General features: G+C 72.5%; 8 protein-coding genes. 4 read left to right on the forward strand and 4 right to left on the reverse strand.

The genetic code is table 11. The features are described from left to right. Positions 1-8: 8 nt before the first annotated feature. The 3 genes from coaD to JYK17_RS32675 all read right to left on the reverse strand — a co-directional run bounded on the left by coaD (position 9) and on the right by JYK17_RS32675 (position 4,454). Positions 9-488 carry a pantetheine-phosphate adenylyltransferase gene (coaD, locus tag JYK17_RS32665; RefSeq protein ID WP_181362641.1) on the reverse strand — a complete coding sequence of 160 codons (480 nt, stop codon included), beginning with the start codon at positions 486-488 and terminating at the stop codon, positions 9-11. Positions 489-514: 26 nt separating this feature from the next. Next, entirely contained in the window at positions 515-1,138 is a 624-nt protein-coding gene (rsmD, locus tag JYK17_RS32670; RefSeq protein WP_108015351.1) for a 16S rRNA (guanine(966)-N(2))-methyltransferase RsmD, read from the reverse strand. A gap of 73 nt (positions 1,139-1,211) precedes the next feature. Then, entirely contained in the window at positions 1,212-4,454 is a 3,243-nt protein-coding gene (locus JYK17_RS32675; protein ID WP_128801833.1) for a helicase-related protein, read from the reverse strand. A gap of 165 nt (positions 4,455-4,619) precedes the next feature. On the opposite strand from JYK17_RS32675, the gene JYK17_RS32680 reads away from it, so the two are divergent. Together JYK17_RS32680 and JYK17_RS32685 are read left to right on the forward strand one after the other, a co-directional pair. Next, entirely contained in the window at positions 4,620-6,530 is a 1,911-nt protein-coding gene (locus JYK17_RS32680) for an HSP90 family protein (RefSeq protein WP_108015349.1), read from the forward strand. Continuing rightward, positions 6,530-9,478 carry a tetratricopeptide repeat protein gene (locus JYK17_RS32685; protein WP_128801834.1) on the forward strand — a complete coding sequence of 983 codons (2,949 nt, stop codon included), beginning with the start codon at positions 6,530-6,532 and terminating at the stop codon, positions 9,476-9,478. Before JYK17_RS32680 ends, JYK17_RS32685 begins: the two co-directional genes overlap by 1 nt. A gap of 60 nt (positions 9,479-9,538) precedes the next feature. On the opposite strand, the gene JYK17_RS32690 is transcribed toward JYK17_RS32685, so the two are convergent. Beyond that, complete coding sequence (locus JYK17_RS32690) at positions 9,539-11,272, reverse strand: DAK2 domain-containing protein (protein WP_108015347.1); 1,734 nt, start codon at positions 11,270-11,272, stop codon at positions 9,539-9,541. Positions 11,273-11,527: 255 nt separating this feature from the next. On the opposite strand from JYK17_RS32690, the gene rpmB reads away from it, so the two are divergent. Then, a complete protein-coding gene (gene rpmB, locus JYK17_RS32695; protein ID WP_004924906.1) occupies positions 11,528-11,713 on the forward strand; it encodes a 50S ribosomal protein L28 in 186 nt (61 codons plus the stop codon). Positions 11,714-11,831: 118 nt separating this feature from the next. Then, positions 11,832-14,852, forward strand: a complete 3,021-nt coding sequence (locus JYK17_RS32700; RefSeq protein ID WP_222811788.1) for an ATP-binding protein — start codon at positions 11,832-11,834, stop codon at positions 14,850-14,852. Positions 14,853-14,885 lie beyond the last annotated feature (33 nt).

Genomic DNA, 14,885 nt, shown 5'->3' on the forward strand with positions numbered 1-14,885 from the left:
CGGTCTCATCAGTCCTTGCGCAGGCGCTTGTTGAGGGCCTCCAGGACCACCGGCGGCACCAGGTGCGCAACGTCTCCGCCCCAGGTGGCGACCTCCTTGACGAGGGAGGAGGAAAGGAAGCTGTAGGTGGGGTTGGTCGGCACGAACAGCGTCTCCACGCCCGACAGGCCGTTGTTCATCTGGGCCATCTGCAGCTCGTAGTCGAAGTCGCTGACCGCGCGCAGGCCCTTGACGATGGCGGGGATGTCGCGCTGCTTGCAGTAGTCGACGAGGAGGCCGTGGAACGCCTCGATCCGCACGTTCTCGTACTCGGCGGTGACCTCGCGGATCAGCTCGATCCGCTCGTCGATCTCGAACAGGCCCTTCTTGGCCTTGTTGATCATCACCGCGACGTAGACCTCGTCGTACAGACGGGAGGCGCGGGAAATGATGTCTAGGTGTCCGTTGGTGATCGGGTCGAACGACCCGGGACATACGGCGCGGCGCACTGGTGATCCCTCGCTCTCCGGTCCGGTCATCGTGCGTTTTCGCACGTAGAGGCGGCGCGACCGTACCAAAACGTTCCCTCGCCGTAGCGACGGGACCGGATGGCCTCGAAGCCGTCCGGCCACCCGAATTCGCCGCCTCGGGTGCTGCGCTCCACGGTGACGATCGCCTCCGGCGCGAGCCAGCCCCCCGAGCGGAGTGTGAGCAGGATCTCCCGAAGATCGTGATCCGTGACACGGTACGGAGGGTCCAGGAACACGATGTCGTACGGGTCCGCCGGCGCCGGTGACTGGATGATCTGTTCGGCTTTGCCCGATCTGACCTCGGCGCCCGGGAGGCCGAGGCTCTTGACGTTCTCCCGGATCGTGCGGGCGGCGCGGGCGTCCGCCTCGACCAGGAGGGTGTGGCTCGCGCCGCGTGAGAGGGCTTCCAGGCCGACTGCGCCGGAGCCGGCGTAGAGGTCGAGGACGCGCTCGCCGTCCAGGGGGGCGCCTAGGAGGGACTGCCAGGTGGAGAGGAGGGCCTCTCGGGCGCGGTCCGAGGTGGGGCGGGTGTTGTTGCCTGGGGGCACCTGGAGGCGTCGTCCGCCGGCTTCGCCGGCGATCACGCGGGTCATCTGGGGTCCTTGGATTGTGGGCGGCTTCAGGTTCATTGTGGCTGGTCGCGCCCGCGCGGCGGTAGCCGCAGATGGACTACAGCCCCGCGCCCCTAAAGACACCTCCCCCTCAGCCCTTTTCCAGGTACCCCTCTCTTTCGTCGTCCAAGAGGGCGTTCAGAGCTGTTCGGAGGCCCGGGAGTGAGGTCAGGTCGGGGTCCTGCGCCACCAGGCGGGCTGCCTCCTCTCGGGCTTCTGTGATGACGTCCTCGTCCTCGATGACGGCCAGGACGCGGAGGCTGGAGCGGGCGCCGGACTGGGCCTGGCCCAGGACGTCGCCCTCGCGGCGTTGTTCGAGGTCGATGCGGGAGAGTTCGAAGCCGTCGGTGGTGGAGGCGACGGCGCCCAGGCGCTGGCGGGCGGGGGTGGCCTCGGGCATCTCGGTGACCAGGAGGCAGAGGCCGGGGGCGGAGCCTCGGCCCACGCGGCCGCGGAGCTGGTGGAGCTGGGAGACGCCGAAGCGGTCGGCGTCCATGACGACCATCGCCGTGGCGTTCGGGACGTTGACGCCGACCTCGATGACCGTCGTCGCGACCAGGACGTCGGTGTCGCCGGCGGCGAAGCGGCGCATGACGGCGTCCTTGTCGTCGGGGTGCATCCTGCCGTGCAGCACCTCGACGGCGAGGCCCTGCAGGGGGCCCTTGGCGAGCTGGGCCGCCACATCGAGGACGGCGAGCGGGGGGCGCTTCTCCGCCTCGTCCTCCGGGGACTGCTTCTTGCCGGACTTCTTCGCGTCGGCCTGGTCGATGTCGTCGCCGATGCGGGGGCAGACGACGTACGCCTGATGGCCGTTCTCCACCTCCTCGCGCACGCGCTCCCAGGCGCGGGAGAGGAAGTGCGGCTTGTCGGCGGCCGGGACCACATGGGAGGCGATGGGTGAGCGGCCCGCGGGGAGCTGGTCGAGGACGGAGGTCTCCAGGTCGCCGAAGACGGTCATGGCGACCGTGCGGGGGATGGGGGTGGCCGTCATGACCAGGAGGTGCGGGGGCTGCTTGCCCTTGCCGCGCAGGGCGTCGCGCTGCTCGACCCCGAAGCGGTGCTGTTCGTCCACGACGACGAGTCCGAGGTCGTGGAACTGGACCTTGTCCTCGATCAGTGCGTGGGTGCCGATCACGATGCCGGCCTCGCCGGTGGCCAGGTCCAGCATCGCCTGGCGGCGCGCGGCGGTGCCCATCGAACCGGTGAGCAGCACGACCTTGGTGGCGTGCTCGGAGCCGCCGAGCATGCCGCCCTCTGCAAGCTCGCCCATCATCTCGACGACGGAGCGGTGGTGCTGCTGGGCGAGGACCTCGGTGGGGGCGAGCATGGCGGCCTGTCCGCCGGCGTCGACGGTGGCGAGCATGGCGCGCAGCGCCACCATCGTGTTGTGGGTCACCGTGAAGTTGTCGGTGATGTAGGCATGGCTCGGGTGCGCGACGCTGATGCACTGGACAGGCTTTCGCCCCACATACTCGACCGCCCGGATCCCTCGCCGGAAGGTGTTGTATTTGGGCCGCGAGCGTACGCGTTCTGCCTTACGGGTGAGCCTGAAGGGGGCGTATTCGTCAGGCAGCGCCACCGAGACGTTGAAGGCGGCCTTCTTCGGCAGAACACGCGCCCGACCGCCGAGCGAACGCACCAGCCAAGCTACGTCGTCCGCGAGCCTGCGCGAGGCTGAGCAGAGTGAAATGCTCCAGCCGTCGGCGTCGACGGTGCCATCGGTATCCAGAAGCCCCTGCAACAGCGCGAGACGGTTCTTGATCGAGGTGTTCTTGAACTCGTCGGGAACGAATTTACCGTGCGAAGTCACGCCCCACAGATTCAAGTCCCGCAGAGTTTGGATCACAGGATTGCGGACGCCTCCGGCTCGCCGCGTCAGTTGGATCGTGAAGTCACAGCGCGAACCCCTCACCGGGGCCAGTTGACATTCAGGCGCCACAGTTGTTGCCACAGCGTCGCGGATCTCGTCGTCGATGATGGAAAGGCGCAGGTTGTGACGAAATGAGCCGTCTCCGAGGAGTAGACCGAACAGATACGGATCGAGAGGCAGTCCCGAGTCGCTCCCGAGATCAACCGGCGTGGCCGCCGGGAGGTACCACTTCGAGGACCCGTTGGCCTTGAACGTGTCCAGGCGGATCTCGCGAGTGGTCATGACCTTGGGAGCCTGTCCACGATGCCATCCGCAACTCGTGCCGACGATCCACAGATGCTCGTCGTCGCACTCGACCGAGCTCCCGTCAGACAGAACCAGCCGCCAGACGTCACGCTCTCCTTGCGGAAAGACACCGTCGATCAGCGCGAGCTCGCCGTCCGGCACGACGACTTCGTCCCGCACCTTCAGGTCTCCCATACGGCGGAACCCGGCAGGTGTGAGCACGAGCGAGTCGAGCGGCTGGGCCTTGCCCGAGCCGACCTCGCCCTGCAGCAGCCGGTGCATCGGGTGTTCCGTCGCGAGGTCGTCGAAGATCTCCCGGGAGACCTTCTGCTGGCCCTCGGTGAGGGTGAAGGGGAGGCGGTCGTCGAAGGCGGTGAGCAGGCCGTCGGGCTTGGGTCTGCGGGCCACGGCCGGGAGTTGGGCGTCGGCGTGGCGGCGGCGGGCGAGGGCGACCTGGAGGACGAAGGCCTCGTCCCACTTCAGGCGGGAGCGGGCGTCCTCGATGTCCGCCTTGGTGTGCGGGCGGTGGATCTTGAGGAGGGCCTCGGGGAGGGTGACCAGGCCCCGGCCCTCGCGGAGCGCGGGAGGGAGGGGGTCCACCGCGTCCTGGGCGGCCGGCAGGACCGTCTGGACGGCCTTGCCGATCTTCCAGGACTCCAGTTTGGCCGTGGCCGGGTACAGCGGGATCAGGGCGCCGGCCCAGGTCTCGACGGATTCGGAGGGGTCGTCGCCGCGGAGCAGTTCGTAGGCCGGATGGGCCAGTTGCAGGCGGCGGTTGAAGACCGAGACCTTGCCCGCGAACATCGCGCGGGTGCCCGGCAGGAGTTCCTTGTGGGGTTTGTGAACGCCGTTGCCGAAGAAGACCAGTTGGAGCCGGCCGCTGCCGTCGGTGATCGTGACCTCCAGCCGCTGGCCCTTGCCGCGGGGGGCCCTGGCCGAGGCGAAGGTGTGCAGCCGGGCGTCGGCGACCATCGCGACCACCGTGACGTGCTCGTCCATGGGGAGGTCGGCGAGGTGGGTGAGCTGGCCGCGCTCCTCGTATCTGCGCGGGTAGTGGTGCAGGAGGTCGCCGACGGTGTGCAGGCCGAGGTGCTCGGCCATCACCTTCGCGGTGGCGGGGCCGAGCACCGACTTCAGCGGCTGTTGCAGTGGTTCTTGCAGTGCGGGCACGAGATCCATTGCACACCACGCCACTGACATTGCCGTATACGTCCCGGGAAACCCCTGGTCAGACGGCTGGTTCCGGCCGTAGGATGGCGCGCTCCGGCCATGCCCGCGGTCACCGCCCCACCTGGGACCGCCCGACCCCGCGCCGTGCTACGTCCCCCCACCGGCGCTGCGACGATGGACTTCCAGACCTCACAGTCATCCCAGCCGTCCCAGTCACCTCACACCTTCCAGGTCGATCTGCGCGGCCTGGTGGACCTGCTCTCCCATCACCTCTACTCCAGTCCCCGGGTCTATCTGCGGGAGTTGCTGCAGAACGCCGTGGACGCCATCACGGCCCGCCGTGCGGAGCAGCCCGACGCCCCCGCGCGGGTGCGGCTGCACGTGGACTCCCAGGACGGCGCCGCCCTGCGGGTCGAGGACACGGGCGTGGGCCTCACCGAGGCCGATGTGCACAGCCTGCTGGCCACCATCGGGCGCAGCTCCAAGCGGGCCGACCCGACCGCCGCCGGGATCCAGGAGGTCCGCTCCGACTTCCTCGGGCAGTTCGGCATCGGCCTGTTGGCCTGCTTCGTGGTCGCCGAGCGGATCCGGGTGGTCAGCCGCAGCGCCCGTACGCCGGACGCGGCGCCCGTCGAGTGGACGGCGAGCGACGACGGTTCGTACACGGTGCGGACGCTGCCGCACGACGCGCGGCCCGAACCGGGCACCACCGTGCATCTGACGGCGCGGGCGGGCGCGGGCGAGTGGCTCACGCCCGAGCGAGTGCTCACGCTGGCACGGGACTTCGGCTCACTGCTGCCGTACGACGTCCGGGTCGGCGACGAGGCGGTCACCGATCTGCCGGCGCCCTGGGACCGCCCGTACCCCTCCCCCGCCACCCGGCGGGTGGCCCTGGCCCGGCACTGCCACGACCTGTTCGGCTTCACGCCGCTGGACTCGATCGAGCTGGACGTGCCGCTGGCCGGGATCCGCGGGGTGGCGTACGTGCTGCCGTCGGCGGTCAGCCCGGCACAGCGGGCGACGCACCGTGTGCACCTCAAGGGCATGCTGCTGACCGAGCGGGCCGAACAGCTGCTGCCCGACTGGGCGTTCTTCGTGCGCTGCGTCCTGGACACGGACAGCCTGCGGCCCACGGCCTCGCGCGAGTCGCTGTACGAGGACGAGACGCTGGCGGCCGTGCGGGAGGCGCTGGGCGAGCGGATCCGGTCCTGGCTGACCGGGCTCGCGGCCGGTGATCCGGAGCGGCTCGCGGCCTTCCTGTCCGTGCACCACCTGGGGGTGAAGTCCCTGGCGCGGCACGACCGGGAGATGCTGCGCACGATGCTGCCGTGGCTGCCCTTCGAGACGACCGACGGGCGGCTGTCCCTGGAGGAGTTCGCCCAGCGGCACCCGGTGGTGCACTTCACGCGGACCGTCGAGGAGTACCGGCAGGTCGCGCCGATCGCCTCCGCGCAGGGCGTCGGGGTGGTCAACGGCGGCTACACGTACGACAGCGAGCTGGTCGAGGCGCTGCCGTCGGTGCGGCCCGGGACGGTGGTCGCCGAGCTGGACGCGGACACCGTGACGGCGCATCTGGACGCGGTGGATCCGGCGGAGGAGCTGGCGCTGTCGGAGTTCCTGGCGGTCGCGCGGGCCCGGCTGGACGCTCTGCAATGTGACATTGCACTGAGGTCCTTCCACCCGCTCTCCGTCCCCGCCCTGCACCTCGACGACCGGGCCGCCCGGCACGAGCAGGCCCGCGCCGAGGCCGAGGCACAGGCGGACGACCTGTGGGCCGGGATCCTGGGCTCGCTGCGCGGCGGTGCGCCCCGCGCGCGTCTGGTGCTCAACCATCTCAACCCGCTGATCCGCAGGATCAGTTCGCTGCGCGACGCGGAACTGATCGGCACGGCCACGGAGTCCCTCTACGGGCAGGCGCTGCTGATGGCGCAGCGCCCGCTGCGGCCGGCGGACACGGCGCTGCTGAACCGCGCGTTCATCGGCCTGCTGGAATGGGCCACCCATGGCGCATCCGATACGACGGGCGACTCCGATACGACGGACGACTCCGGTGCGACCGGCGACTCCTCGGGGGGCGGTTTCTGATGAGCGGGATCACCGACTTCGACTCCCTGCGCCGGGCGATGGCGGAGAACGGCGAACAGCCGGAGGGCCCGGCGCGCAACGCGCGCGCGGAGCAACTGCTCGCCGAGGCCGAGAAACTGGGCATACCGCTCGCCGTGATCGAGGCGCTCGGGCACCAGCTGAAGGTCTACAACTACAGCTCCGAGAAGGACAAGATGTTCGTCCCCTTCGCGCGCCTGCTGCGCATGTGGGACGAACGGCCCGAGGACTTCGACGAGTACGAGGTGCACACGCTGCACTGGGTCTTCAAGTGGATGTCGTCCGGCATGATCCAGCAGCCGCACATCCCGCTCGCCTCGATCGAGAAGTGGCTCGGCGAGATGGAGCACCGCTACCGTCTCGCCGGGCACTCCGAACGGGCCGTGCGCAACGCCGAGTTCAGCGTGGCCGCACACCTCGGGGACGTCCCGCGCGCGGAGCGGGCGTACGCCGCGTGGCTGGCCGCCGACCGCGACAGCATGGCCGACTGCCATGCGTGCGAGCTGCACGAGCAGGGCTGGTGGCAGGCGGAGCAGGGGCGCGACGCCGAGGCGCTGGCGCTGTGGGCGCCGGTGCTGGGCGGGGAGTTCACCTGCGCCCACGAGCCGCACGCCGTCCTCGCGTCCTCCCTGGCGCCGCTGCTGCGGCTGGGCCGCACGGACGAGGCACGCGCGCACCATCTGCGCGGCTTCCGGCTGGTGCGGGGCATGGAGAGCATGCGGAGCGCCTACGCCGACCACGTGGAGTTCTGCGCCCTGAGCGGCAATGAGGCACGCGGCCTGGAGCTGCTCGCGGAGCGGCCGGCGTACTTCACCGACACCGGGCACCCGCGCAGCAGGCTGGACTTTTTGAGCGTGGTGGCGCTGCTCATGGAGCGTCTGGAGGCAGCGGGGCTGGGCGACCGGCAGGTGCCGGGTCCGGCCGGCCGGACGTGGACGGCGCGTGAACTCGCCGCGCACGCGCGTGCGGAGGCGCTCGCCCTGGCCGGGCGTTTCGACGAGCGCAACGGCACCTCGCACGTGAGCGAACGGGCACGCGCGCGCATGGCGCAGCCCCAACTGGTGGAACGGCTGCCGCTCGGCGTGCGTACGGCGCATCCCGTCACCGCGCACCGGGCCCCCGCGCCCGCGGCACCCGCCGCGGCACCCGGGCAGGAGCCGGACCTCGCGGCCCTGCTGGCCGAGGCACGCCGGATGTCGGACACCCTGCAGCCGAACGCGATGGAGGCCTGGGCGGCGGTCTCGCGCGCGGCGGCGGACGTCGAGCTGGACGCCCGCGACCGTGCGGAGATCGCCGACCACGAGGCGATGGACCGGGGGCCCGAGGGCGCCGAGCTCTTCGAGCGGGCGGCCGCGCTGTACGAGGAGGCGGGCGACCCGGGGGAGGCACTGGCGGCACGCACGCGTGCCGCGTACGTACGCGCGCTGACGGGCCGCGTGGACGAGGCGCTGGCCGCGGTCGCCGAGCCGTACGACCGGATTCTGGCGCTCTACGCCGAGGACGCCACGGGCGTACGGCAGACGGCGTCCGTGCTGGTGGGGCGGGCGCGGGTGCTGATGCGGCGGGTGCTGGACGCCGGGGAGACAGCGGACGGGACGCCGGGCGGGGCGCCTGACGAAACGGTTCTCGGGGCGGCCGAGTCCGCCGTGCGCGAGCTGCTCGCGCTGGTCGGCGGGCATGCCGGGGACGACGTGCGGATCGCGTCGCGGTACGCCGAGGCGCAGGCCATGCTCGCGGAGCTGGCGGTGCGCCGGGGCGACCTGGAGAAGGCCGTGGAACTGTTCGGGCGGGCCTCGGCCGCCTTCGTCGAGGCGGGGCTGCCGTGGTTCGCGGTGGAGTACGAGGCACGACTGGCCGGCCTGTCGCACCACCTGGGCGACGCCGCGGGGGCGGAGCGGGCGCTGCGGGCGGCCCTGGAGCACGGCGGAGCGCATCTGGAGGCGGTCGGGCGGGCCCAGCTGCACCTCCAGCTCGCCGAGGTGCTGGGTGGGCGCGGGCTGGCAGTGGAGGCCGCCGAGCACGCCCTGGAGTCGGCGCACTGGGCCGACGAGGCGGGCGAGGGGCCGACGTTCGGGGCCTGGGCGCGGCATCAGCTGGGCGGGTTCCTGCTGCGGCAGGGGCGGTTCGCCGAGGCCGCGGAGGTGCTGGAGTCGGCGCTGCCGGACCTGAGCGAGGAGACGCACGGCGACGGGGTGGTCGTACAGACGCAGTGGTGGCTCGGCGACTGCCTGAGCGAGCTGGGCGAGCACCGGGCGGCGGCCGAACGGCGGTTGCAGGCCGCCGAGATCGCCCGCCACTGGCCCGAGCAGCGCGACCATGCCACGCTCGCGCATCTCGCCGCCGAGTCCCTCGGGGCGGCCGGGCTGTCCGCCGACGCCGACCGGGCGTACGCACGCGCGGGCGAGCTGTGGCGCTCGCTCGGCGACGTCCACGGCCTGGTGCGTTCGCTGCGCGCACGCGCGTGGTTGGCGCTCCGCGAGGAGGACGGGGCGGGCGCGGCACGGGAGTTGATGGCGCGGGCGGTCCGGGAGTGCGAGTCGGCACTCGACGCGGACGGCTCCGCCGAGGAGGCCCGCGAGCGCCTGGTCGCCGAACTCGGCCACACCCACCGCCAGTTCGGCGACCTGCTCGCCCGCTCCGCCGCCGAGGACGCCGACGACGACGCGATCCGGACCACACTCGAGGCCGCCCTCACCCACGTCACCGAGGCGATCACGGTCTTCACGTCCCTCGGCGACAACGCCCTGCACCACCGCACCGCCGCCGAACTGGCCGCAGCCTGGCTGGAAGCCGACCTCAGCCGCCCCACCCAAGCGACCGCACGCGCGCGTGCGGTCCTCGCGGCGTACGACGAGTCGGCTACGGAGGACGAGACGGCCCAGGGACGGCTGAAGGAGGCTGAGCAGGTGTTGCGGGTGGTGCAGGGGTAGGGGGCGGGGCGATGGGGGTGGCGGGGCCGCGGCGCGTCGGCGGTTGGGCCCGACGCGGCGCTACTCGACCCCGATCAGCAGCAAGGCGCCCTGGCGGCCGCCCCGGTACACCACTGTGTCGACGGCGAGGTACGACTCGCGTACGCGGGCTTCCAGGTGGTCGGCCACGGACTGGGGGGCGTCGTCGCCCAGGACGAGGGTGACCAGTTCGCCGCCGGCCTGGAGCATGCGGTCGAGGACGCTTTCGGCGGTGGTGGTGACGTCGGAGCCGATCACGGCCACGTCGCCCTCGACGAGGCCGAGGACGTCGCCGGCCTGGCAGATGCCCGCCATGGTCCAGGACTCGCGCTCGGCGACGACGACCTCGGCGTACCGGGTGGCGCCCGCCGCCGAGGTCATCGACACGACGTCCTCGTCGAAGCGGCGCTCCGGCTCGTGCACGGCCAGCGCCGCGATCCCCTGGACCGCGGAGCGGGTGGGGATGAGGGCCACGCGGATGCCCTCGGTGCGGGCCTGCTCGGCCGCCGCGGCAGCGGTGTGCCGCAGGTCGGCGTCGTTGGGCAGCAGTACGACCTCGTGCGCGTGCGCCCGCCGTACGGCGTCGACGAGCTCGCCGCTGGCGGGCCGCTCCCCCGGGCGGGCGAGCACGGCGGTCGCACCGGCCTCGGAGTACAGCCCGGCCAGCCCCTCCCCTGGCACGACGGCGACCACGGCCCGCTGCACCCGCTCACGCGGCGGCCGCCCGCCACCGGTGGTGTGCACGTCGCCGAGCCCGAAGTGGGTGATCCGGATGCGGTACGGCCGCCCGGCCTCGACGCCCGCCTCCACCGCGGCGCCCGCGTCGTCCACGTGCACATGCACGTTCCACAGGCCGTCGCCGCCGACCACGACCAGCGAGTCCCCGAGGGCGTCGAGACGGGACCGCAGCCGCCGCACGGACGCGTCGTCCGCCTCCAGGAGGTAGATCACCTCGAAGGCGGGGCCGTCCGCCCGGGGTACGGAGCAGTCCTCACCGGCGGGGGCGTGATCGGCCGTACCGGTATCCGTGTCTACATGTACGTCGGCATCCACGTCCGCGTCAGTGCCCGGCGGCACGTACGCCTGCTCCCCGGAGCTCGCGACCGGCCCCGGCGCCTGACCGGTGAACGTCTCCACCAGTGCCGCGAGCACCGCCACCAGGCCCCGTCCCCCGGCGTCCACCACCCCGGCGCGGCCGAGCACGGCCAGCTGTCCCGGGGTCGCGGCCAGTGCGGCGCGTGCTCCTTCGTAGGCCGCCCGTGCCACCGCCCCGCAGTCGCCCTCGGCGCCCTCGGCCGCGTCCGCGGCGGCCGAGGCGACCGTCAGGACCGTTCCCTCGACGGGGTGTGCGACGGCCTGGCGGGCGGAGTCGGCCGCGTGCCGCAGGGCGGTCCGGAGGCCGGAGCCGTCGGTGTGAGGCGTCTCACCGTCGGCGGTGAGCACCTGCGCCATGCCGCGCAGCAGCTGGGCAACGATCGTCCCGGAGTTCCCCTGGGCGCCTATCAGCGCGCCGTGCGCCATCGCGCCCGCCGCATCGGCCAGCGTCGGCTTCCCAGGGGCGCCGGATCCCACCTCATGAGCTGCGAAGACGGCCTCCACGGCCGCCACGGCGGACTCCACGGTCAGATAGAGATTGGTGCCCGTGTCCCCGTCGGCCACGGGGTAGACGTTGATCGCGTCGATCTCCTCGCGCGCGCGTCCCAGCGTCTCCAGCGCGAGGCCGCACCAGGTGCGCACCGCCAGAGCATCGAAGAATGTCTGCGGCACCTGCGCCACCTGCGCCTCCTTGAGCTGCCGGCCTGGACGCAGCGTAGACCCCGGGGGGCCCTCGGCCGTAGGAGGGCCGGAGCGGGGCCCTGAGCAGCCATGGTAGTTTCGTTGTACTGGCGCAGTCGTTGTATGCTGCTCCGGTTGCCCGACACCGATCGGGCTCGCCACCTGGCACCGCCACTCAGATCTCTGATCCTGCGATCACGATCCCGGCATGCCGGGAACCAACCGTAAGTGCATCTGAAGTCTTTGGAGTGACCCGTGGCTGCCAACTGCGACGTCTGCGGCAAGGGCCCGGGCTTCGGCAACAACATCTCGCACTCGCACCGCCGTACGCCGCGCCGCTGGAACCCGAACATCCAGCGCGTTCGTACTGTGGTCGGCGGGACGCCGAAGCGCGTGAACGCCTGCACCTCGTGCATCAAGGCCGGCAAGGTCTCGCGCTGACGCCCACAGCTGAGCGCGCGGCCACTGCTGGTTCGCCGCAATGAGCCGGTCCACCTCGTGTGGACCGGCTTTTTGCTGCCCTGAGAACGCCGCACCGGGACGCTGAGAAGCTGTACCCATGCGCTTCGGCATCCTGGGTCCCCTGGACGTACGCACCGACGACGGCACCCCACTGGACCCCGGCGGACCCCGCCCCCGTGCGCTGCTCTCGCTGCTGCTCCTCGACGCCGGCCACCCGGTGTCCACCCAGCGGCTGACCGAGGGTCTGTACGGCGCCGAGGCGCCCGCCGGTGCCGCCAACGCCCTTCAGTCGCAGATCTCGCGCCTGCGCAGGCGGCTGGCCCCGCACACGGACATCGAGGCGGTCGCCGCCGGCTATCGCCTCGCCGCCCCGCCCGACTCCGTGGACGCGCACCGTTTCGAGCACCTGACGCGGGAGGGCCGGGCCGCTCTCGCCGCCGGCGACCACGCGCGCGCGGCGACCCTGCTGCGGGATGCGCTCGCCCTGTGGCGCGGCCCGGCCCTGCCCGACCTCCCGGACGCGCACTCCGACACCACACGGCTCGACGAGCTCAGGCTGGCCGCCGCGGCGGACCGGATCGAGGCGGACCTGGCGCTCGGCGGCGGCCCCGAACTCGTACCCGAACTGCGGTCGCTGCTCGCGGACCACCCGCTGAGCGAGCGGCTGTACGGGCAGCTGATGCGGGCCCTGCACGCGAGCGGGCGACCCGCCGAGGCACTCAGGGCGTACGAGCAGGCCCGGCGCACACTCGCGGACGAACTGGGCGCCGACCCCTCGCCCGAACTGGCCGCGCTGCACCTGGAGCTGCTCCGGGGCGGCGGACCCGAACGGCAGCGCCTCCCCGTCCAGCTGACCCGCTTCGTCGGCCGGGAGAGCGAACTGGCCCGCATCGCCTCCCTGCTGGCGGACGGCGCCCGCCTGGTCACGCTCACCGGGCCGGGCGGCGCGGGCAAGACCCGGCTGGCGATCGAGGCGGCCGGGCAGCACACCGGTGTCTGTTTCGTCGAGCTGGCCCCGCTCTCCGACGGCACGCAGGTCCCGTACGCCGTCCTGACCGCCCTCGGTGTGCGTGAGGGTCTGCGTACGCCCGCGACCGACAGCACGGACCGGCTGCTGGCCGCCCTGGAGGACCGCGAGCTGCTGCTCGTCCTCGACAACTGCGAGCACCTGGTGGAGGCGGCCGCCAGAACCGCCTCGCTGCTGCTCGGCACCTGCCCCGGTGTGCGCGTCCTCGCCACCAGCCGGGAGTCCCTCCAGATCACCGGCGAGGTGCTGGTGCCCGTGCCGCCGCTGCCACCGGAACCGGCGGAGCGGCTCTTCCTCGACCGCGCCCGCGCCGTACGCCCCGGGTTCGAGGGCCACGCGCGCGTGCCGGGCATCTGTGCCGCCCTCGACGGGCTCCCGCTCGCCATCGAACTGGCCGCGGCCCGGCTGCGCACCCTGACCCCGGACGAGTTGGCGGACCGCCTGGACGACCGGTTCCGGCTGCTGTCGCGCGGCGACCGCTCCAAGACACCGCGGCACCGCACCCTGCGCGCGGTCGTGGAGTGGAGCTGGGACCTGCTGGACGAGGAGGAGCGGGAGCTGGCCCGGCGGCTGACGGTGTTCTCCGGGGGCGCGACCCTGGAAGCGGTCGAGGCGGTGTGCGAACTGCCGTACCCGGAGGACGTGCTGGCCTCCCTGGTCGAGAAGTCGTTCCTGGAGGTGTCCGAGGGGCGCTACCGGATGCTGGAGACGATCAGGGCCTTCGCGGCGGAGGACGCAGAGCGTGCGGAGGGCGCGGAGAGCGCGAGGGACGCGGAACACATCAGGAACGCCCACGCCTCCTACTTCCTCCGCCTCGCCGAGGAGGCCGAGCCGCAGTTGCGGGGCGGTGGGCAGTTGGCCTGGCTCGAACGGCTGGCTGCCGAGCAGGGCAATCTGGACGCGGCCCTCCGCCATCTGATGCACCGCGACACCGGCCGGGCCCTGCGCCTCATGGCGCCCCTGTCCTGGTTCTGGCGGCTGCGCGGGGTGCACGGTGAACGGGTGGCGACGGCACGGGAGTTGCTGGCCGCCGCAGGAGACGCGCCGCCGCCCGGGCTGGAGGAGGAGTACGTCCTGTGCGTCATCAACGCGCTCTCCGGGACGGGCGACGAACCCGGGCTCGTCGCGCGCGCGGAGGGCGTGCTGTGCGCGTTCCGGGGGCCGTTGCGGCTGCCGTACATCCTCGTGATGTGGTCGGTCGCGACCGGTCCGTGGCCCGCCACGGAGGAGCACGCTCTCGCGCTGGCCGGCGACTCCCAGTGGGCGCGCGCCCTGCTCGACGTGGGCCTCGGCTTCAGGACGCAGTTCGAGGGCCGGCCGGCAGAGGCCGAGGAGCACTTCACCCGGGCGCTGGCGGGATTCCGGGCCACCGGTGACCGCTGGGGCGAGGCCAACTGCCTCGACCCGCTCGGAATGTTCGCCCACGCGCGCGGTGACTCCGAGCGCGCCCTGGAACTGCTCGACGAGGGACTGGCGTACGTGCGGGAGCTGGCCGCGCCGGAGGAGACCGCCGATCTGCTGCGCACCCGGGCCACCGTGCTGATGCACAGGGGCGACACGGCGGCCGCGGTGGCCCACTTCGAACAGGCGGTCACGCTCGCGCGGGGCGCCGGGCTCCCCGACAAGGCGGCGGCCGCCCGGCGTGGTCTCGGTGACGCGGCCCGGCTGTCCGGGGACACGGCACGCGCGCGCGTGCACTACGAGAACGCCCTTCAGGAGTGTGCCGCCAACTGGTTCAGCGTGGGCGAGACCGTCCGCAGCCTCATCGGGCTCGGCCGTACGGCCGCAGCCGAGGGGGACACCGAGGAGGCCCTCGACTGCTTCCGGCAGGCCGCCGAGCTGGCCGTGGAGGGGCCGGGCGACCTGGAACTGGCCGACACCGCCGAGGCACTGGCCTCCACCGCCGACTCCGCCGAGCAGACCGCGGTACTGCTGGGCGCGGCGACGGGCCTACGGGGCGGCCGCATCGAGGGCGACCCCGACGTCGCACCCGTCGAGGCGAAGGCACGCGCGGAACTCTCCCCCGAAGCCTTCGCCCAGGCCTTCGAACAGGGCCGAAAGCTGCGGTCAGCGGCGGTCAGCGGGCGGTAGGAAAGCGGTAAGCGGCGCCCCCCACGCTGCCGT

It is taken from the genome of Streptomyces plumbidurans (genome assembly GCF_019857225.1).
GTDB lineage: Bacteria > Actinomycetota > Actinomycetes > Streptomycetales > Streptomycetaceae > Streptomyces > Streptomyces plumbidurans.